Source organism: Spongiibacter sp. IMCC21906 (assembly GCF_001010805.1).
Classification (GTDB): domain Bacteria; phylum Pseudomonadota; class Gammaproteobacteria; order Pseudomonadales; family Spongiibacteraceae; genus Spongiibacter.
Genome location: NZ_CP011477.1, coordinates 1,826,113 through 1,845,395, shown reverse-complemented (window position 1 = coordinate 1,845,395; position 19,283 = coordinate 1,826,113). Strand labels below are relative to the sequence as shown.

At 48.5% G+C, this 19,283-nt stretch carries 19 protein-coding genes; 9 read left to right on the top strand and 10 right to left on the bottom strand.

What is annotated here, in order from left to right; all coding sequences use genetic code 11:
• Positions 1-3: 3 nt before the first annotated feature.
• The 8 genes from fliL to IMCC21906_RS08405 form a co-directional block, all read right to left on the bottom strand.
• The gene (gene fliL / locus IMCC21906_RS08440; protein WP_047011799.1) at positions 4-459 is read right to left on the bottom strand and encodes a flagellar basal body-associated protein FliL; all 456 of its coding nucleotides are present in this window, start codon (positions 457-459) and stop codon (positions 4-6) included.
• Positions 460-799: 340 nt separating this feature from the next.
• Positions 800-1,888, bottom strand: a complete 1,089-nt coding sequence (locus IMCC21906_RS08435; protein WP_047011798.1) for a DUF4236 domain-containing protein — start codon at positions 1,886-1,888, stop codon at positions 800-802.
• Between the two features lie 125 nt (positions 1,889-2,013).
• A complete protein-coding gene (locus IMCC21906_RS16325) occupies positions 2,014-2,496 on the bottom strand; it encodes a hypothetical protein (protein WP_052763448.1) in 483 nt (160 codons plus the stop codon).
• Positions 2,497-2,799: 303 nt separating this feature from the next.
• Complete coding sequence (locus IMCC21906_RS08425) at positions 2,800-3,429, bottom strand: hypothetical protein (RefSeq protein WP_047011797.1); 630 nt, start codon at positions 3,427-3,429, stop codon at positions 2,800-2,802.
• A gap of 271 nt (positions 3,430-3,700) precedes the next feature.
• A complete protein-coding gene (locus tag IMCC21906_RS16980; protein WP_197085878.1) occupies positions 3,701-3,937 on the bottom strand; it encodes a hypothetical protein in 237 nt (78 codons plus the stop codon).
• Between the two features lie 863 nt (positions 3,938-4,800).
• Positions 4,801-5,019 carry a hypothetical protein gene (locus IMCC21906_RS08415; protein ID WP_047011795.1) on the bottom strand — a complete coding sequence of 73 codons (219 nt, stop codon included), beginning with the start codon at positions 5,017-5,019 and terminating at the stop codon, positions 4,801-4,803.
• Positions 5,020-5,145: 126 nt separating this feature from the next.
• Entirely contained in the window at positions 5,146-6,165 is a 1,020-nt protein-coding gene (locus IMCC21906_RS08410; protein ID WP_047011794.1) for a cyclopropane-fatty-acyl-phospholipid synthase family protein, read from the bottom strand.
• A 92-nt stretch (positions 6,166-6,257) separates the two neighbouring features.
• Positions 6,258-6,848 (bottom strand): TetR/AcrR family transcriptional regulator, encoded by a 591-nt coding sequence (locus IMCC21906_RS08405; RefSeq protein ID WP_047011793.1) that lies wholly within the window; start codon positions 6,846-6,848, stop codon positions 6,258-6,260.
• Between the two features lie 576 nt (positions 6,849-7,424).
• Here IMCC21906_RS08405 and IMCC21906_RS08400 point away from each other — a divergent pair.
• The 3 genes from IMCC21906_RS08400 (at position 7,425) to IMCC21906_RS08390 (ending at position 11,047) form a co-directional block, all read left to right on the top strand.
• Positions 7,425-8,267, top strand: a complete 843-nt coding sequence (locus IMCC21906_RS08400) for a VacJ family lipoprotein (RefSeq protein ID WP_082117417.1) — start codon at positions 7,425-7,427, stop codon at positions 8,265-8,267.
• Between the two features lie 2 nt (positions 8,268-8,269).
• Entirely contained in the window at positions 8,270-10,669 is a 2,400-nt protein-coding gene (locus tag IMCC21906_RS08395; protein ID WP_052763447.1) for an RND family transporter, read from the top strand.
• Between the two features lie 75 nt (positions 10,670-10,744).
• Positions 10,745-11,047 (top strand): hypothetical protein, encoded by a 303-nt coding sequence (locus tag IMCC21906_RS08390; protein ID WP_156166018.1) that lies wholly within the window; start codon positions 10,745-10,747, stop codon positions 11,045-11,047.
• Here IMCC21906_RS08390 and IMCC21906_RS08385 read toward each other — a convergent pair.
• Positions 11,022-11,525: an MOSC domain-containing protein gene (locus IMCC21906_RS08385; protein WP_047011791.1), complete on the bottom strand. Its 504-nt coding sequence runs from the start codon at positions 11,523-11,525 to the stop codon at positions 11,022-11,024. The two genes, IMCC21906_RS08390 and IMCC21906_RS08385, sit on opposite strands and share 26 nt — an antisense overlap.
• A 200-nt stretch (positions 11,526-11,725) precedes the next feature.
• Between IMCC21906_RS08385 and IMCC21906_RS16320 the strand changes: the two genes are divergently transcribed.
• The 3 genes from IMCC21906_RS16320 to IMCC21906_RS08370 all read left to right on the top strand — a co-directional run bounded on the left by IMCC21906_RS16320 (position 11,726) and on the right by IMCC21906_RS08370 (position 14,587).
• Entirely contained in the window at positions 11,726-12,856 is a 1,131-nt protein-coding gene (locus tag IMCC21906_RS16320; protein ID WP_052763446.1) for a GGDEF domain-containing protein, read from the top strand.
• Between the two features lie 308 nt (positions 12,857-13,164).
• Positions 13,165-14,112: an IS5 family transposase gene (locus tag IMCC21906_RS08375; protein ID WP_047011319.1), complete on the top strand. Its 948-nt coding sequence runs from the start codon at positions 13,165-13,167 to the stop codon at positions 14,110-14,112.
• Positions 14,113-14,230: 118 nt separating this feature from the next.
• The gene (locus IMCC21906_RS08370; RefSeq protein ID WP_047011790.1) at positions 14,231-14,587 is read left to right on the top strand and encodes a membrane protein; all 357 of its coding nucleotides are present in this window, start codon (positions 14,231-14,233) and stop codon (positions 14,585-14,587) included.
• Positions 14,588-14,673: 86 nt separating this feature from the next.
• Here the strand turns inward: IMCC21906_RS08370 and IMCC21906_RS08365 are convergent, their stop codons facing one another.
• Complete coding sequence (locus IMCC21906_RS08365) at positions 14,674-16,848, bottom strand: molybdopterin-dependent oxidoreductase (protein ID WP_047011789.1); 2,175 nt, start codon at positions 16,846-16,848, stop codon at positions 14,674-14,676.
• A gap of 257 nt (positions 16,849-17,105) precedes the next feature.
• On the opposite strand from IMCC21906_RS08365, the gene IMCC21906_RS08360 reads away from it, so the two are divergent.
• The 3 genes from IMCC21906_RS08360 to IMCC21906_RS08350 all read left to right on the top strand — a co-directional run bounded on the left by IMCC21906_RS08360 (position 17,106) and on the right by IMCC21906_RS08350 (position 19,259).
• On the top strand, positions 17,106-17,915 hold the full coding sequence (locus IMCC21906_RS08360) for an acyl-CoA thioesterase II (protein WP_047011788.1): 810 nt from the start codon (positions 17,106-17,108) through the stop codon (positions 17,913-17,915).
• Positions 17,916-17,950: 35 nt separating this feature from the next.
• The gene (locus IMCC21906_RS08355) at positions 17,951-18,349 is read left to right on the top strand and encodes a hypothetical protein (protein ID WP_047011787.1); all 399 of its coding nucleotides are present in this window, start codon (positions 17,951-17,953) and stop codon (positions 18,347-18,349) included.
• Between the two features lie 229 nt (positions 18,350-18,578).
• Complete coding sequence (locus IMCC21906_RS08350; protein WP_047011786.1) at positions 18,579-19,259, top strand: hypothetical protein; 681 nt, start codon at positions 18,579-18,581, stop codon at positions 19,257-19,259.
• Positions 19,260-19,283: the final 24 nt, after the last annotated feature.

Genomic DNA, 19,283 nt, shown 5'->3' with positions numbered 1-19,283 from the left:
CCCTCACTGCATCACAAACTTAGAGAAGTACACGGCTTCAACACCGCCGCGACCCGCTTCAGCCTTTAATACCGCATTAACGGTGTTCAACGCCTCTTGCTGAATCTTTATGCGTGCAGCTTCGCCTTCAATCGCCTCCCGATTCAGTTTTGAGAATTGCATAATTAAGTCATTGCGAATTCGGGGCAGGTATTTCTCCAATAACTCAGCCACTTCTTCGTCCCGGGTCATCAGGTCCACTTGAATTTGCACAAAGCGGATAGAACGGCTGTCCATCAGATTCACAACAAAAGAAGGATCGATGCTGTAATAGATTGGCTCTTTCAAGGCCTGCTCAACCGCCGCAGCCTCTTCGCCCTCAACCAGCACCGGATCGGGTTTGGTAAACCACCAAACGCCACCAGCAACCGCTGCCAGAAGAACAATTTGAGCAACAATTAATATAATTTTGAACTTCATTTCTTCACCTAAGCTGGCCTCTTGCCGTGAGAAACAAGAGCTTGAAAACACGCGTCTGCTTAGATTTAGCAATCCCTGTGCCAATGAATTATATTTATATTTATCAAAGGCTTATGGGTTTTTATAGCGGTTTGACAAAACTTTGGCGGCGTTCCAATTTGCAGATAAGCCAAGTCTTTGGCGGTAGGTTTTGACGGCAGTGGAGAATTTTAGTGAGCCTGCGGCTATGTCTAATATTTACAGTTGCAGGCCAATAGATTGGCTAAATTGGGAGTGGGTATCGCTTGGCAGTTTTAAAACATAGTCGCCTATAGGCTTGATTTTGGATCACAGTCGCTTGTTAGGTGGCAGCTGCACGACCTACACCAATGGTTTTTAGGTATGCCGAATACTGTGTTGAGAAGTATTGTGGCGCGCCGTTTTTAGATGTTTGCAGATGACACAAAAGTCCTGCGGAAGTACTTAGATCTAGCTTCCCATACAGGCAGATTGGAATTTCCTTGTTGTCCTTGAAACGACGATCTGGGCCGCCACGCTTATTGGCATATTTCCACGTGGTATCGACTACGTCGGAATCCGGCGGAACCGGCCCGTCTTCGATGAAGCGCTCTGCACTTGTGGAAAAAGAGAGTGATGCGTGTTCGACGCAACCAACCCCAGAGCTATCATAAACGAGTATGCAATCGGGCATAAAATACGCAGTAACGCCCCTTGCCTTCAGCGTAGGAATAGTCACGTTGGTTTCGACCCAAGGCGGTGTTCCGGTGCCCACCGCAGCGGCCTCTCTGTTTACGAGGCTAGAAGCGCCTGCATTGACTTTCGACTCATGAGCAGACGTTAAATCGCGCGAATCAACGTAGGCCCAAAGTCGCTTACATTCAGCGAGGTGGTTTACTGCCTGTACGAGCTTCGAAAACGAGGACGTATCATCTGCCTCGAAGTCGTAGAAAATCTTTACCGTTCGACGACGTGATTCGAATACTGACGCGGCTATACCAAGGACGATACCGACTCCACCAGCGATGGCCATTCCAAGCTGACTTTCGTTAAGCCAAGCGGCTCCGAAGGCTACGACTGCAGCCACGAAAACAAGATAGTCGAGCCTGAAATCCTTGTATGACTTGTTAAGGCGATCAATAAGCTGCTTTCTCTCAGGGCTCGTTAAATCGCGCGTACTTACTGCATCAAACTTTTGGGTCGGAGGCAGTTCTTCAGGTTGAGAATAGACCGGCTGGCTCCCACCACCTCGACGCCCACCAAGCTCCTCACGCATATACAAGCCATGCCGACCTGCATGCACATATGATGATCCATCCGGCCGCATGCCGATGCGAAATCCTGTGATTCCCACCGAGGCACCAACACCACTCTTGGATAGGTTGAACCTGATCGGTCCAACTGAAACCGACTTTCGCAGATACCAAGCCATTCTATTTGTCCCCTCCCTTTATTCTTGGCACTTAACTTACCTCAGCCACCTAACGCCCGCAGCAACCGCGGCTTTGTAGTGTAGCCGCAGGCGGAACGAAAAAGCCGTCGGATTGCCTGCGATTGTTATGCATTATTGGCACCCAAGGTTGGGACTACAGCAATAAGACCCGATGATAACTGCCGAACGCCTGACAAATGGAATACACATTTATTGTCTTTCTCCCACGCGTACCGAGCTTTGATGAAGTAGCCATCACACTCAGCTAGCAAGGGCTGTAGCGAAACACCAACAGTTGAATAAAATTCCGCAGCTAATTGCTGCTGAGTGTCGCTTGCCAAGGTATCGAATAATTTTGAGAGTTTGTGCCCCCAGATCGTCGAATTTATTTCTGCCGTGGGCAACAGCGCACCCTCAGGTACTAGCGCGGACGAAGTAGTGCTTTCACAGGCCTTAAGCGCAAGCTCACATGCAAGAGCGTAGTTCACGATAACTGGGTAGACGTAGCTCCCAACTGCACCGTTCGTTTTCTGCCAGATAAGCTCTGCCGCATCATAGAACTGCTTTGCTGATATAAAGATGTGTCCACTTGGCTCAATCCTTGTCATTACTTCCTCCTTAATGCATAACAGCTAATTCAACATTAAAATGACGTGTTTAAACACGTCAATCTGACATATATCCACGAAAGTTTTTTTAAATTCATTGGCTATCTCTTTGTTTATTCATTGAACTCCTTTCTTGACCTGCACCAGCCACCTGGCCAAAAACGTCAATGTGACACCTATTCCGTGCACAAACCGCAGAATCGGCTAATGCTGCAAAAAGGGGACAGATTTATTTTCATGCGGTCTCAAATCCGAAGTGCATCATGGTTTAAACAAAAATAAATCTGTCCCCTTTTCCTTATACTAGGCTTCATTAGTGGTACTTTCTTCGACCTTAGAATTCCATAACTCCAAGACGGAATCTGCAGTTTCGTAGCATTTCATAGCTGCTTGACCTGTAACTTTCTCTACGAAAGGAACAATAATTCGTTTTGGTTCCTGCATAAAATCTATACAAGTAAACTTTTGATCATCACCGGTTTCCGTGTGCTCCAATGGCGGATAAATATACTTCATTGCTGTATCAGTAAGCTTGTAATGCACTAGATTATTTCTTAGGTCGACTAGATCATCGATAGATTCTGTTAGCTCATTAGCGGGAGATACATTGAACGCAATATCGAAAATCAGTTTAACCTTCTTTGACAAAGATGAACCTTTTCCCCTGCGTTTAAACTCATTCTTCATGAACGAAAAATCATTTAGTTGTTCTTTATTCAACACATTTTCCGCGGATTCGTTAACGAAGGCTTCGATACACATTGCTGAAAATACTATCGCTGATATTGAGTCAGACTGAAGGATGCTGTCATCATGGTTTTCTAAAGCAAGTTTGGCGTGACGCCTCGCATTGCTGAGGTAGAAAACGACTAGTGAAAAGTGTTTGTAACGAACACAATCCTTATCTGAACTAGCTTCATAAACTATGGGCATGAGTAAAGCCTAATGAGGCTGTAGAATTTCTCCAGCCGATCCATTTCTTATAGAATTTCGCGGCACTACGTGAAATTTCCGCAAGTAATCGCAGCTCAATTCTCTCGGATTTCAAAAAATCAGGCTATTTATAGATCAAAAATCAACCAGAGCCGCGCTTTGAAAATCCGCGCTAGTAATTCTACAGCCTCAACGCCCGGCGTTGGGGCAGACAAAATAAGAGCAGCGTTTTTGGCTGTCCCAGCCCCGCAGGGGCAACAACCGCCGCTTGTTAAAGGTTGCCAACTGTAATACCTGCTATCACTAAAATTGCTAAACATAAAATAAACCAGTTTCCAAACTTGCGATTGGCAACTGACTCCTGCTCAGTGATGGACTGCATTGGGAGCAAAGCAAGCTCTCCAAAACGACCTGCAAACCACAATATTGGCGCAAACAGCAATGCATAAATATTGTTACTGACAAAGAAAATATAAATACACAGCGCGATGGCCAGCCACGAAACCAAGAATGGCCACGCTGACTGGCAACCAATACGGTACTTAGAATGAACATAGCTTAGTTCACCACAGTTCCTACATCTGGCGGGCGTATCAGAGCCGCACCAAAACTTGGCCCAGACTCCTATTCCTTTTTCCTTGCAGTGTGGGCACTGAAACATGAAGGACCTTTAACAGCTAATTCAACATCAGATTGCCGTGTTTAAACACGGCAATCTGACATATATCCACGAAAGGTTTTTTAAATTCATTGACTATCCCTTTGTTTATTCATCGAATTCCTTTCTTGACCTGCACCAGCCACCTGGCCAAAAACGTCAATGTGACACCCATTCTTGCACAAACCGCAGAATCGGCTAATGCTGTATAAAACCCCTTTTCCTTGAAAATAAACCTGTCCCCTTTTCCCTGCAGAATTTTTTGAAAAAACGAGGGAATTCAAAGAGCTGCCTGACACGCCATCAGCGCAATACCGGCAAATGAAGACGCATTCCCTGTATCTCTAACAATCATTCCTTTCCCCTGATCATATACTCACTCATATATTAATCAACGGCTTACCATGTGATTTTAAAATTAGTGAGCCATAGGTTACTGAACGCGAAATTCTTTAGCGCCCAGACAAGAGTACAACCCGAATTAATCAGAGTGTTCTGATTGAATGAACCGGTCATGGGATATGCGAATTGCTAATCTGCGGGGTTAACGGCCCAGAGACTACGGAAAACGCTTTAAGTGAAAATATGGGATATTTTCGCAACGCCTGCGACTCTTAAGCGTGAGCAAGGATATGACTTAGGTTTAAAAGGAAGGGCTATAAGCAGAAACAGCAGATAAAAAAATCCGGCCTTTCGGCCGGATCAGATAAGTATTACTTTTTGCCTTTGCCTTCATCGGCATCGACGCTGACTGAGGTGCTACCACCGCCATCGTCATTTTTGTAAGAGAATGAACCGTCACCGGTATCAATACTCAATGCGGTGGAATTCTCGCCACCGCCACCACCACTGGCGGCTTTATCGTCTGAACACGCTACCAGGGCCAGTGAGCTCAGTAACAATGCGGTAAGGAGTGTGTATTTCCCTTTCATGATGTTTCCTCCATAGGGTTTATGTCGCCGTTGATATATAACGGCTTCTATTTGTCTCTCTTATGTGACCGGGAAAACCCATTCACATTCAGTGTAAATACTGCACATTCACCCAACAATGCCTATTCAATCTGCCAATTGCCCCGGTGTCAGCAAGTAGTGCCCCACAAACCACTCTTGGCCACCGTGGTAAGCAAACAGCTCTGAGCAGGCCAGTAAAAAAATACGCCAGCGTTGCAATTGGACTTTGGGGGACGGTGCGTCTTTCAGGATTTTCAGGGCTTGGGTTTTGTTGTCATCCAGCTTATCTAACCAGGCTTCCAGAGTTTTGGAGTAATGCACGCCATTGACCCGCCAGCTGTCGACGATGCGCATGTGCTCAGAGAAGTGCATCAGGGTATCGAAGGCTGGCATCTGGCCGCCGCTGAAGAAGTTGTCAGTCATCCAGCCGCCATCAAAGGGATAATGCAAAAAGGCATGGCAGAAGATATGCACAAACATCAGCCCTTCTGGCTCCAGCCAACGCGAGACATTGGCCAACAGCTCCCGGTAGTTGCGCACATGCTCCATCATTTCGATGGTCACCACCCGGTCAAAACGCTCGTTCAGTTCCAGCTCGGCAATATCACAGGTAATCACCTTGATATTAGTCAACCCCTTGGCTGCCGCCTGGCCTTCAATATATTCGCGCTGACCGTGGGAGTTGGAGATGGCCGTCAGCTGTGAGTTGGGATAATGCTCTGCTGCCCATAAGGTGAAGCTGCCCCAGCCGCAACCCATGTCTAATATGCGCTGACCATCGGCCAACTGAGCCCGCTCGGCATACAGCCTCAGCATGGCTTCTTCCGATTCTTCCAGGTTTTTGCAGTTATCGTCCCACCAGCAGCTGCTGTATTTCAGCCGGGGGCCCAACATGAGTTCAAACAGGGCGGCAGGTACTTCGTAGTGCTGCTCATTGGCGTCGACGGTATTAATGGTAATGGCAGACTCACGCAGCTCTTCTCTAAACTGTCTGCGACGGTTTTCACTGCTCTGCAAATCGCCGTGGTGCTCCTGAGCCAGTCGCTCTGCCAACTGCTTGCGAATACCACGACGTAATAAGGGATCGGGCACCAAGCCACGCTCGGCAAGAATAATGGGGTCCATGTAGCCTTCCTTTCATATATTGTTATCCGACGTTTCTACGCCGACAACGTATATTCGGAGCACTACAGCAAGCACTAAAAAGTAAAAGCAACTTAACGGGGTGTCTTGACCAGTAACGTCAGCAGCATCTGGGTGATGCGCCTTGCATCATCGTTGGGGGCATGAGAAATACTTGCACTGCGGTCAAACACCTCACCTACCGCACCGTGCATGGCCGTACCCAACACAATGGCGGCGAAATCCGCCTCCTGTTCGGTACTGTCCTTCCCCTTGTGTGAAAATAGCCCTCGTCGCGCCAGTGATGCCGCCACAGCTTGGTTTAGCGTTAACGGACCAAACTGCAATATTCTGTGTAAATCGGTGTTTTTCTTCAATAACGTCGCTGCCAAAGGCATCACCTCTAAATAGCTGGCTCTCGCACTGAGATACACCTCAGCCAGCCATGTTTCTATGGGCATGACGTCATCCTCGATGACTTTAACCAGCTGCTGCACCACCACTAAGCGCTCATTGATGAGCGCCCGGAACAAACCGGACTTATCCGTAAAGTTATTGAACACGCTGGCTTCCGTGGTGCCGGCCTCCAATGCAATATTGCGTGTTGTCAGGGCTGCTGTGCGTTCCTGATTAAGCAAACGATGCGCGGCATCCAATATTTTTTCGCGAACACGAGGCCGGGCCATATCACTCTCCTGAGTACGAGCCCACAGGGCTCTAACAATTCCATGTACATTTAGGTATCAACACCACAAATCAACGCGGTTTAGGCACCCTAACAGCCAGTAATCAAGCTGAGGGGGAATGGTCAGCCAGTACAAGGTACCAGGCACCAGAGACCAGGTACTCGGCACCAAGCCTAAAAGCCAGCGCCACCACTCGCTCATTGGGACAACGCACAAAACAAGAAGTGCTCCCATGCGCAGCTGTTTGCCATCCGTTGTTCTAGCGAAAGCTTATAGCCTGTAAGCTCAAGGCTTGTTCGCTCATTAACGTGTCTGCCAATTAGCTTGTCCGCCAGTTAAATAGCGTCGACAAAACCATGCAAGGCTGAAGCAGACTGCAAGTTTCGTGCTCAACCGCCAGTACCTTGCGCTATCAGGGACATCCAAGCTACCCAGAGTTATCGTACAAAGTATCTATGTAAACAATAAGTAACCACGCTAAACAATGAACGATTTACCCACGAGTGCTTCTAAGACCTCAAGTTAGCTTCATTCAAAACAGTCAGACTCATAACAACGGCAAATAGCGGGTGATGGATGCAAGGAAGGTCCGATACAAAATCAAGGCGTGTAAGCAAAGAAGGGCCCTGGGGCTATGTCTGTCGGGGTTTAATCATTGCGCTGTTACTGAGCCTCAGTGCCTGCGCCAGTACTGGCGAACAGGAAAAAACCGAAGAGAGCTACCAGCAGGCCAACGTTCTTCCTGCCGAAGAAGCCACCGTCGTTGCCTACAAAGAGCAAGAGTTTGACGACCCGCTAATGGGGTTTAATCGGGCTATTTTTGGTTTTAATGATGTGACCTATCGCTACCTGATGATCCCGGTGTCCAATGCCTATCAAGGTTATGTTCCTGCGCCGGTACGCACCGGGGTGGCTAATGTTTTTGCCAATATCAAATCGCCTATCTCCATTATCAATCACCTGCTGCAGGGCGAGGCCAGTAAGGCTGGCACCACAACTTTGCGTTTTTTGGTGAACACCACACTGGGAATTGCCGGCATCTTCGACCCAGCCGAGGGATGGTGGGATATCAAAGAAGAAACCACCGGATTTAAAGACACCTTAACCGACTACGGGACTGGCTCTGGCGTGTATATCGTCCTGCCCTTTTTAGGGCCTGCAGATTTACGCAGTGGCACCGGTCTGGTGGCGGATTACTTCCTCAACCCCATCCCCTATCTCACTGAGCAGCCTGACACCACCATTATCATGGCCACCGACGCCATGCAGGGATTTTCTGGTAAGGCTAATACTTACAAAACACTACGGGAAAAAAGCGACGATCCTTATATTTTCTTTCGCAATTTATATTTACAGGGTCAGCTAAGAGATCAGCAATTTCCCAAACAAGCCCAACCCGCTGACGACGCCGAGGAATAAGCATGGCATTTTTGATAAAGCGCCCCTTCATCATTATTGCTGTTTTTCTGGTGGCGGTTATCGCTTTGGGCTTACAAAGCAAAAATTTTGAGATTAATGCTTCTGCCGATACGCTGATTTCTGAAGGCAACCGGGATTTCATTCGCAGCCAAAAAATCAATCAGGAATTCGCTCCCGAAGAATTTTTGATTCTGGCGTATAAACCCGACAGCGGCGATATTTTTTCGCCAAAAAGCCAGCAGGATGTGGCCGCCATCAGTCAACGCCTGCAAAGCTTTAAACGGGTTGAGGCGGTGCGGTCTATTCTCAGTGTACCCTTGTTACAAGCAGGCGCCGACACATTAAGCGCCGACACTGACCCCAGCAAACTTACCCAAGCTAAACTCAAGCTAAGCCCTGCAGAGCTTAAAAAGATTTTTAAAAACCACCCTATTTACGAAGGGCTATTGGTTAATCCTGAGCAGACGGTCAGTGGCATTCAAGTCCTGTTTAAAGAACACCCCGAGCTAGCCCGGCTAGAGCGAGAGCAACTCGCGCTTCAAGAAAAACAGCTGGACGCGCCTCTCAGCGAAGCGCAAAGCCAGCAACTGGTATCGCTGAAAGAAAAAAGTGAGGGCATTAAAAAAACCTTACGAGAGCAGCGCAGCCGCGAAATTGATTTAATTCGTAAAATCACCAATGACTATGCCGACCATACCACCATCTATTTAGGTGGCGTGCACGTGCTGGCCTATCAGCTTATTAATATTATTCAGAGTGACTTGCTCATTTTTGGTAGCGCTATTGCCGCCACGATTGCCCTGCTGATGCTGCTGATTTTTCGCAGCTTTCGCTGGCTCTTCATCACCGCTTGCTGCTGTGCCAGTACCTTGTTTATCACCCTGGGCAGCTTTGCATTGCTGGGCTTAAAAGCCACCGTCATCTCCGCTAACTTTATTGCATTGCTGTTGATACTGAGCCTGGCCATTGTCATTCATTTGATTGTGCAATACCGGGAAGAAAGCCAGGCCGACCCCGACGCTGACAAGCAAACCTTGGTTGAAAAAACCCTGGCCAATAAGCTCGCCCCCTGTTTTTTTGCCGGCCTGACCACCTCGGTAGGGTTTGCCTCATTGATGCTGAGTAATATCGAACCTGTCTCGGCATTTGGCTTAATGATGATGCTGGCGATGGGCATTACCCTGGTGAGCACGCTGCTGCTGTTTCCTGCGCTATTATTGCTCTTCCCTAAAGAAGCCCCTCGCAAACCGTCCACGCTGTTTCAAAAACCCTTAAAAGCCTGCAGTGATCTCAGCTTAAACAAAGGCTATCTGGTTATTTTTGCGGGTGCAGGAATACTGGTACTGAGCGTGATTGGAGCAATGAAACTGAATGTTGAAAACAGCTTTATTAATTATTTTCGCGAAGGCGCCCAAATCCATAAAGAACTGCAATTTATCGATCAGGATTTTGGTGGCTCCACCCCGCTAGACCTTATTTATACTCCCGAGACAGCGCAAAACACCGCTTCGTCCAAGCTCCCCCTCAGCGCCAAGCAAGTGCAAAACACCCACCGCATTCAAGATATGCTCGATCAACAAACGGCGATGGGCACGACCCTGTCGGTGGTGAACTTCACCCAATTGGCCAAGAATATTAACGGTGGCAGACCTCTTACCGAATATGAGCTGGCCGCCGTGTATTGGACTTTAGATGAGTCGATTCGCGAAGACTTGCTAGGCAGTTTTTTTATCGATTCGCCACCTCGACTGAGAATCAGCGCCCGAATTCAAGACAGCACCGAAGGCTTAAATCGTCAGCAATTATTGCAAGACATTAAAAATGGCATGGCGGAGTTAGGTATCCCCGAAGACCAGTACCAGCTTAGCAACCTCTTTGTGCTATATCAGGCCATGCTACAACAGCTGTTTGACTCGCAAATACTCACCTTGGGCGCCGTTTTTGCCGCGCTGACCTTAGTCTTCTGGGTCGTATTTCGGTCATTGCGAGTCGCGGTATTATCGATGGTTCCCAATATTTTGGCGGCCATGAGTATTTTGGGCTTAATGGGTTGGCTGGGCATTCCCCTGGACTTTATGACCATGACTATTGCCGCTATTGCGATGGGGATTGCCGTAGACGACACCATTCATTACACCCATCGCTATTTGGCTGAGCTAAAGTCCCAAACCCCAGAACAGGCAGCCAGAAACACCCAGCACAGCGTTGGTTTTGCCCTCATTTACACCACGACCATCATCGCGTTGGGCTTTGCCCTGATGATGGGCTCCGACTTTTTACCCAGCGTGATGTTTGGTGGGCTCACTGCCGCAGCAGTTATTATCGCTCTGCTCGCTGACTTAACATTGCTGCCTGCTCTGTTGCGCCACTGGGGCCCCAAAGGCAATAAAGCGCGTGCTTAGACAGCGTCGAGCAAACGTGTTTAAAATTACCGAGACAATCTTTGTCCACGCTTGCTGTAAAGAGGAAATGATTTAGTGTCTTTACTCGTCATGCTGCCGCCCATCGTGGTGGTGCTGCACTTTATTGCGGCGCTCTTGCTGCGTAAAACCCGGCCGGGAAAACGTTTACTGATGGCGCTGTTACTGATCGCGCTGGCTTACCCCCTGCAATTTTTAGGGGTCATCGTCGGTTTGGGTGCCGATCCCGGACTAAACTGGCTGGCTAGACTCTGTTTATTTGCGCCGCCGCTAATGGCGATATTGAGCTTTATTGTGTATGTGCCACTGCTTACTTCAAACAGCCATGCCAGCACTACTGAGACACCGGCAACGGAATAACCGCATCCCCCACGGTTATCGTGCCGCCCTCTAAAACCCTGGCACATAGGCCTCCAAGCCCCATCATTGCGGCAAATCCCCCTTTCCCCAATGCCGATTCCATGCGCGAACAGGGGTGGCACAATGCTGTTGCCTCAAATATCGCGCCGCCGATGCGAAATTGCCGATAGCGCAATGCATTTAAATTAATCCCTGACACCATTAAATTCCGTCGCAGTAACGCTGGCTCTAACCCATCGAGCTGCATATGCTGGCGAATGCAATTGACAAACTCGGCACTGATTATGGTGACCTGCCGAGCCGATCCGCTACGCCCTGCCATTCTACGGTCGCCTTCCAAGCCCAAGCCCGCTACCGCCTCAACCTGCCGCGTTTCGATCATAGCTTGCTTGCGCTGAGGTCGCAGCCCGATCCACTCCAAGTTGCCGTTGCCGAGATTGGCAAGGTGCTTATCCATTAATCGATTGGGGCTACGCATTGTTGTCTTCACACCCTTCAAATTGTTTATAGATTGCTCAGCTTGTCGACTACATCACGTACAAAGGCCGCAAAATCGGCATATTTGCCTCGTTATTACGACAACTTCTCTTTACCATATTATTGCTACTTAAGGGGTGGGCTCAAGCAGCTCAACTAATTTAGACAATCGTCTTTTTAAACAGAAAATCAGTCCGCAGCATGAACCAAAGATCGCCAAAACCCATTCCATTTATAGATGCTTGGCAGCCCGCTGGCTTAGCGACAGGCCCGCGTGATATCTATCATCACCGCTTTGTTGTGTCGATACTACTCAGCACACTGTTCTATCTGCTTGTGGTTATCAGCTTAAATTACAGCTTTCTGAACCTACAACCGGCCGGCAGCAGGCTGGTTTTACAGTTTGGCGTATGGATGACATTGGGTATCGTTGCATCGTTGGCGATCATCCGTAAAACAGGCCAGCGGAATTTAGCACTACAGCTATTTTTAAGCAGCATGCTGCTGGGGTTTATGTATGTCACCCTGCACACAGGCGGCATTAACTCACCTGCCATTGTCTGCACACTTATTTTACCGCCACTGGCCACACTCAGTATCAGTGTCTGGGCTGGAGTGGCTTGGAGTGTATTGCTGGCCACAATGACAATTCCTTACGTACTCGCAGACCGCGCGGGCTTATTGCCCCAAAATGTCATGAATGCAGATAATCGGCAGCTGGCTATCTACCTGAGTCTGATTACCAGTAATCTTTTTTTGACTGTAATCGCCATTTATTATGAGCTGTTGTCCAAGCGTCTGCGCAATCAAGTAGAAAAAGAACATGATATGTACCTGCATCTTGCCAACCACGATAGCCTGACAGAGCTAGCAAATCGCCGTCATTTTATCACCGCAATAGAAGCCGCTATTGCCGAGGCCAAAAACAAAAATGGTGCTTTCTGTATCTTGTATTTCGATCTGAACTATTTCAAATCGGCCAATGACCAACACGGTCATCATTTTGGCGATCAAATACTCAGCCAATTCTCACAACGCCTGCAGGAACACACACGTCAATATGACCTTGTCGCCAGACTAGGTGGCGACGAATTCAGCATTTTGCTGAAAGAAATGAATGACGAAAAAGTCATTGCCAAAAAGCTCACCGACTTTAGTCACATTCTTGCCCAAGCAATGGATATCGACGGCATTAGCTATCAACCCAGTGCCAGCATTGGTTACGCAATTTATCCTAAGCATGGTCATGACTATGAAAGCTTATTAAAAGCCGCTGATCAAAGTATGTATCGAGTTAAACGCCAGCAGCCCGCCCAAAACAACACGCGCTAATCCCAAAACACGGCGCGATGCCTGGGCACTATGTGAATGCTTTCCTCACATCAATGGGGCGTGATTTATCGTCTCTATTTAGCCACTGGTTTTATTAGCTAATTCAGTTTATAACTAACGGGCAAGCACTGTGCTGCAGGAAGCAGCTAACACCCACTGGTTGATAGCAGCGCCTGCAACAATCATGTCACTGACGATCTATGGAAGGAAACAATATGTCAGAACTGCAAGAAACATCTAAGGAACCTCTGCACAACCTCGAAAATTTGAGATAATTTCGTGATGACCCATTTCAACCGGAATATAGCATGAGCCAACTGACTTTCGCCGAAGCCGAATACCAAAACAAGAAGCGCAAGACGCGGCGGGAGCTGTTCCTCGAGAAAATGGATGGCTTGATTCCCTGGGCCAAGCTGGAGAAGAAGCTCCGCAAGCACTATCCCAAGGGTGAGAACGGGAATCCGCCGTACCCGCTGGCGATAATGCTTCGGGTTCACTGCCTGCAGCTGTTCTACAACCTCAGTGATCCGGCGATGGAGGATGCCCTGTACGAGATCGAGTCGATGCGCCGCTTTGCCGGGCTCCGTTTGTCTGATCGGCTACCGGATGAAAGCACCATTCTCCGCTTCCGTCATTTTTTAGAACGCTACAAATTGGGCAAAGTGATCTTCGATACCGTGAGCGCCCAGCTGCGCCAGCAGGGTCTGATGATGCGTGAAGGCACCATTGTTGATGCCACGATTATCGCCGCGCCCAGCTCAACCAAGAATCAGGACGGGGAGCGGGATCCGGAGATGCACCAGACAAAGAAAGGCAATGAATGGCACTTTGGCATGAAGATGCATATTGGCGTGGATGACCGGGACGGCTTGATTCACAGCATCGAGACCACAGCCGCGAATGTGCATGATCTCACTGCGGCAGATCAGCTTCTTCACGGAGAAGAGCAGCGGGTCTGGGGTGATGCGGGTTATACCGGCATCCATAAGCGAGATGAGTTTAAAGATCGGGATGTCGATTGGCGTATCGCGCTACGCCCCGGCACCCGGCGCAAGCTGGCTGACCAGCTACAGGAAATGCTGGAGGGAATAAAGGCCAGCGTGCGTGCGAAAGTCGAGCATCCGTTCCGGACGATCAAACAGCAGTTTGGTTATGGGAAGGTTCGCTACCGTGGACTGGCGAAAAACACCAATCGCCTGTATGTCCTCTCGGCGTTTACCAACCTGCTGAGAGCGGAGAAATATCTGCCTTCGTAGGGAAGGTGCGCCTGTAATCAGCCAAATGGCTGGTTACAGGCCGGGAAAAGCTGAGAATCACCGCGGCCCAAGAAACTAACGCGTATTTTTAGCGGTATTTTTATGAACGAGGGAGGTTGTGCAGACCTTCCCTAATCCAATAAACTCCGCCTTAACAAGCGCTGATGACGCCGCAAAGACCCATGCCCTAATCGCCTACGGGCTGATGCTTGCGGGCATACTGACTGGCATTTTGTGGCTGGTTGGCGCTATCTGGGCCATGGTTAAAAAAGGTGACGCAGCCGGAACCCGCTTTGAAGATCACTACAGCAATATTATTTCCACTTTTTGGTGGTCGCTGCTCTTCACCATCATCGGGGTGGTACTGACATTCATTGTTATCGGGTATTTTGTACTGCTTGGCGTCTGGATCTGGTCGATTTATAAAGTGATTAAAGGTTTGGCCAGAATTACTTCTAACAAACCCTATCACTAGAAAATTAAAGCACAAAGGAATGGCCATTGCGGCCATTCCAGCTTAAACACATCCCGCTACTTCGCACCAGGGCCTGGCCAGCCTTCTCAAGCCACATCTCGCTGCAAAGCTTCTATTTTAATTGAGGTGCCATTGAGTTTGGGCACTCCCGTGAGAGGATCGCGATCATCGTTGGCCACCAACAGATTGCGGTTGACTCCCCCAGAAGGGGTCACGTCTCCTTTTTTGTTGGGGTTATAGGTGTTGTTGCCCCAACCATGGCTCATAACCGCAACGCCGGGACGAATTTTATCACTAACCAGCAATTGCGCCTGTACAGCCCCCACCCTGGAGCTTACCGACACCCACTCGCCATCTTGCAATTGCCAGCGTGCGGCGTCCTCCTGATTCACTTCAATAATATCTGACTCAGGTCTCTTCATTTGCTGCATCGAACCCTCGGTAAGCCAAGAATTCATCATATGCTTGCGCCGACGACTAATCAGCTGCAAAGGGTACTCGGCTTTATCTGGCCGCACCGATGGGCTGGCTAACAAGGCATTAAGACGTGCATACAAATCCACAGGCAATGTACGCACTTTGCCCGACTCGGTCGGGAGGTTATCGGTGAGATACTCGTAATCTATCGTTGGATCAAGATTATAACCATGGGGGCTATTTTCAATTTGCTTATAGCTTACCTGGCCGCCAGTTTTATACATCTGCTTGGCGACCTGCTTGGGGCTAAAACCGTCGTAAGGATTGCCAGTTATCTTGGCAATGAGCGAGTAGCCTTTTACCAACCAGTTTAAGGCCGGTTTTCCCAACAAAAGAGGCTTGTTCATCGCCAGCGTAAGATCCCGGAAAAACTCCCACTCATACGGTACGCCATCGGGTTTTTTTACCGCTGAACGAAGCATCTGCAGCGAAGGTGCATTGGCAATTTCCTGCAATAAGATCGAGACCTCGTCCAACTCTAAGTAAGAAGGCGCAGGAATCAGCCAGTCGGCGTGACGGTGGCTCTCTCGCTGAAAGCTGTCAACGGCAATAAGCAAATCAAGATCAGCCATAGCGGCATTCAGCTTCTCACCTTCTGGGCCAGTAATAACGGGGTTGCCACCGTGAATAATAAAAGCGCGGATTTGCCCTTCACCTGGCGTTAGCATTTCGGTCACGGCTTCCGCAAACGGCAAAAAGCCACCCACAGAGGAAGCCTGATTCACTCGGCTTGTACGATGCACCTTCGGAAAAAACTCGCCGCCGGTTTTCACCATATCGAGGCCGCCTTTATTATGATAAAGACCGCCTTTTCCCCGCATATTCCCCGTAATCAAGTTCAGTAAGTGTGACAGCCACAAGCTCACCGACCCCGTGCTGGTTTGACCAACCCCAGTTTGGGCCAGGCAAATACCACTACCTTTAGAAAAAGTTCTCGCCACTTCCTCAATGGTCGCCACCGGAACCTCACAGCGAGCACTTAAGGCCTCAACATCCTGAGCTTTCAGCATGGCAATTAATTCGTCGAAGTTTTCACAATACTCTGCTACAGCCGGGTCATGCCAGGCGTTGCTGGCAATAACATGCAAAATCGCCAATAGCAGCGCCCAGTCCGTCTCTGGGAGTGGGCTAATATGACAATCCGCTTTCGCGGCGGATTCGGTACGACGTGGGTCCACGACATAGACTGTGCCACCCCTGGCACGCATCGCCTGCGCTTTTTTCCAACCTTCACTCACAGAAAACACCCAACCCAACTCACTAACCGCTGGGTTAGCACCGACCAGTAACAGGCAGTCAGTATTTTCAACATCTGGTTGCAGAAATGCCCAGGGTAGCTCGTACATTTCCTCGCACACATAGTGGTGCGAATTTTGATCTAAGGAGCCAACGAAATATCGGTTATCGGTACCAATTGCATCAAGAAACAAACTGAAAAACGAAAACGCACCAAAGTTACTGGTGGCAGGGTTGCCGGTGTACGACCCCAGTGCATGGGGGCCGTGACGTTGAACAATGTCACCAAGCTGCTGCGCAATCTCTTTTACCGCCTGCTTATACGGTACAGGCACATACTCATCACCCACTCGCTTCATGGGCTGGGTAATACGTGAGGGGTGCTGCAGTGACCGGTGGGATTCTGCCGCTCTGACACAAAAATCCCGCCAATTAACCGCTTCTTTATCAGGCTCGATTTTAATGACGGTATTGTCCTCGCTGGTGACCTTCAACCCGCAGCAAGCGACACAAATAGTACAGTGAGTATAGGTGGTGCATTGAGACATTACCGTTCTCCCATCGAGCCCACATGCGACCCCAGACGCCCGCAGCACTCGATTAATTATTATTGGTTTGCAGAATGATGTGAGCATCTTCTGCGTAAAAACTTAATTGACTAAATTTACAACAGCAAGAATATTAGCAACACAACCCGGCTATGGCTATAGCTCAGTTTTTGAGCGCGCCTTAAACCACAGACTTTGTTTACACTGAAAACATATGGCAGTATCCTGCTTGATATATTTCATCTGGAACTCCTCCTATGACCCGTTTTCAGGAATTGATCGATAACGTCAGCCCCATAACAAGCGACCAAAATCATCGTTTTCATTGCGCCGTTGACGCGAGTTGGCTTCAAGGGCGCACCGCATTTGGCGGCCTTACTGCAGCCCTACTCGCTAAAGCCTTAAGCAAAGACCTGGAATCCAGTCGCAGACTGCGAGCACTATCGGTTAATTTTATTGGCCCAACGTCCCCCGGAAACCACGAGCTTCATACTCGTTCCTTACGGGACGGCGGTTCCGTCAGCCATCGTTATGGCGAACTGATCTGCAATGGTGATATCGCCGTAAATGCCAGTGCTGCCTTTGGTGTAGACCGCGCGTCGACGGTAGTCGAAAGCAGCAATAGCAAACCTGAAGCCCGCCCCCCGGAGGACTGTCAGGATTTGCCCCAAATCGACGGTGTGACCCCTGCATTCACACAACATTTTGATATACGTTTGGCCCATGGTGCTTGGCCTTTTAGCGGCAGCGACACAGCCGACTATGCAGTGTGGATTCGTTTTAAAGATTCTGCGCCAATGGACATATATCGATTAATTGCCTTGGGGGACGTTCCGCCCATTCCGGGTTTAAATCGCGTGAAATTTCCCAGCATGGGCAGCTCCTTAAGTTGGTATCTGGAATGTCCCAATGATGTTACCGACCAAGCCACTGATGACTGGTGGTATTACGATTATCGTTGTCAAGCGGCAGCGAATACTTATTACCATAATAGCGGTCAGCTTTGGGCACCCAACGGTAAGCTGGCATTGCTTGGCAGGCAAGTCGCCATGATCTTTGAAAAGTAAGCCGCCAAACTGATCACTAACCTTGAGCAACAACAATGACATTATCTGCAGCTAAACGAATTGGCATCGGCTTTGTATTTCTATGGTTTTTTATTGGGGGGATCGGTCATTTTCTGGCGACCGATTTTTTTGTAAAGATCATGCCCGATTATATTAATAAAGACTTATATTACCCCGCAGTCTATATCAGCGGCGTATTTGAACTTGCCTTCGCTTTCCTTTTTCTAAACCAGAAATTCCGTCCCGCTGCAGGTATCGGCCTTATCGCCCTGACCCTGTCGGTTAGCCCAGCTAACCTTTATATGTGGATGCATCCCGAACGTTTTCCAGACGTTCCCGAGTTATTGCTCAGTTTGCGTTTAGTCTTGCAGGTATTGTTAATCGCCCTGATCTGGTGGGCCTCCCGTCCCGTAGCCGCTGAACAGGCAAAGTAACAGTAGGCGGTTTTTTATGGCAATGCGTCTTTAACGCTGCTCACAGAAAGACCGCTTTACTGCTTTCTCAAAGGCAATCTCAACTGCCACGCTGAACTCATCAGCATTTGGCAATGTCACAATCACGCAACAGCATAAAATATTCGAACTTTGAATTAGAGCGCCCAATATTCACTAACGCGAAACTGTAGCGAAGAAGAATGGGCTCAAAGAAAAGAAGGGAGAAAATATGAAACATGCAAATTCTGCCATTTTACTCACAACACTCATCACACCCGCTTTAAGTATTGCCGCCCCAAGCTCCGCCAAGCAACCTGAAAACCAGAAAGCTACGCCGTGGGAAGAAATGCATAAAGAAGCTGTTTCTGTTGAAGGTTTACGATCTGGTGAGGTAAAAAACAAACTGGAATCAATTGGTAATACCAAATATCTTATCTTAGATAAAACCAACAAACGTATCGAATATGTAGTTTACGAATTGCCCCGCGAGAATGCTTCATTACCTACGAAAACGGAGAGTCGTTACTTCAAGTACCGCAATAAAACAGGATTGTCATTTAACAGCCCTGGTATTGATGTGACTATTGATGAGTCTATGCTCGACAGCAAAAACAATCAGCTTTCACTGACCAAAGAACAAGCTAAAGACCGTTTAGTCAGTCAACTCTTGAACGAAGAGATGGCTTTTTCAAGCGGCGAATCGCTAGAAATTGCGGATATGTTGATCAACCCTGAATCTGGAAAGATCAGTCATTACGTCGTCGAATTAGAGACCGACTCGCTGTTTGACGAACAACTTCGCACCGTAAGAGTCAATAACGTCAGTGTTTCGGACGCGGGCATGATCAGTGCCAATATGTCCTTGGATCAGATAGACAAAAATCAAGATTACGACCCAAAACTCTTGTAAATTTGTCACTATCGAAAATAAGCC

Coding starts and splice junctions, on each gene's coding strand:
- IMCC21906_RS08365 (WP_047011789.1), bottom strand. CDS start 16,848: ATGTCTCAATGCACCACCTATACTCACTGTACTATTTGTGTCGCTTGC.
- IMCC21906_RS08415 (WP_047011795.1), bottom strand. CDS start 5,019: ATGAAAGGGAAATACACACTCCTTACCGCATTGTTACTGAGCTCACTG.
- IMCC21906_RS08435 (WP_047011798.1), bottom strand. CDS start 1,888: ATGGCTTGGTATCTGCGAAAGTCGGTTTCAGTTGGACCGATCAGGTTC.
- IMCC21906_RS08425 (WP_047011797.1), bottom strand. CDS start 3,429: ATGCCCATAGTTTATGAAGCTAGTTCAGATAAGGATTGTGTTCGTTAC.
- IMCC21906_RS16320 (WP_052763446.1), top strand. CDS start 11,726: ATGAACCAAAGATCGCCAAAACCCATTCCATTTATAGATGCTTGGCAG.
- IMCC21906_RS08385 (WP_047011791.1), bottom strand. CDS start 11,525: ATGCGTAGCCCCAATCGATTAATGGATAAGCACCTTGCCAATCTCGGC.
- fliL (WP_047011799.1), bottom strand. CDS start 459: ATGAAGTTCAAAATTATATTAATTGTTGCTCAAATTGTTCTTCTGGCA.
- IMCC21906_RS08400 (WP_082117417.1), top strand. CDS start 7,425: ATGCAAGGAAGGTCCGATACAAAATCAAGGCGTGTAAGCAAAGAAGGG.
- IMCC21906_RS08395 (WP_052763447.1), top strand. CDS start 8,270: ATGGCATTTTTGATAAAGCGCCCCTTCATCATTATTGCTGTTTTTCTG.
- IMCC21906_RS08375 (WP_047011319.1), top strand. CDS start 13,165: ATGAGCCAACTGACTTTCGCCGAAGCCGAATACCAAAACAAGAAGCGC.
- IMCC21906_RS08405 (WP_047011793.1), bottom strand. CDS start 6,848: ATGGCCCGGCCTCGTGTTCGCGAAAAAATATTGGATGCCGCGCATCGT.
- IMCC21906_RS08410 (WP_047011794.1), bottom strand. CDS start 6,165: ATGGACCCCATTATTCTTGCCGAGCGTGGCTTGGTGCCCGATCCCTTA.
- IMCC21906_RS08350 (WP_047011786.1), top strand. CDS start 18,579: ATGAAACATGCAAATTCTGCCATTTTACTCACAACACTCATCACACCC.
- IMCC21906_RS08360 (WP_047011788.1), top strand. CDS start 17,106: ATGACCCGTTTTCAGGAATTGATCGATAACGTCAGCCCCATAACAAGC.
- IMCC21906_RS16325 (WP_052763448.1), bottom strand. CDS start 2,496: ATGACAAGGATTGAGCCAAGTGGACACATCTTTATATCAGCAAAGCAG.
- IMCC21906_RS08355 (WP_047011787.1), top strand. CDS start 17,951: ATGACATTATCTGCAGCTAAACGAATTGGCATCGGCTTTGTATTTCTA.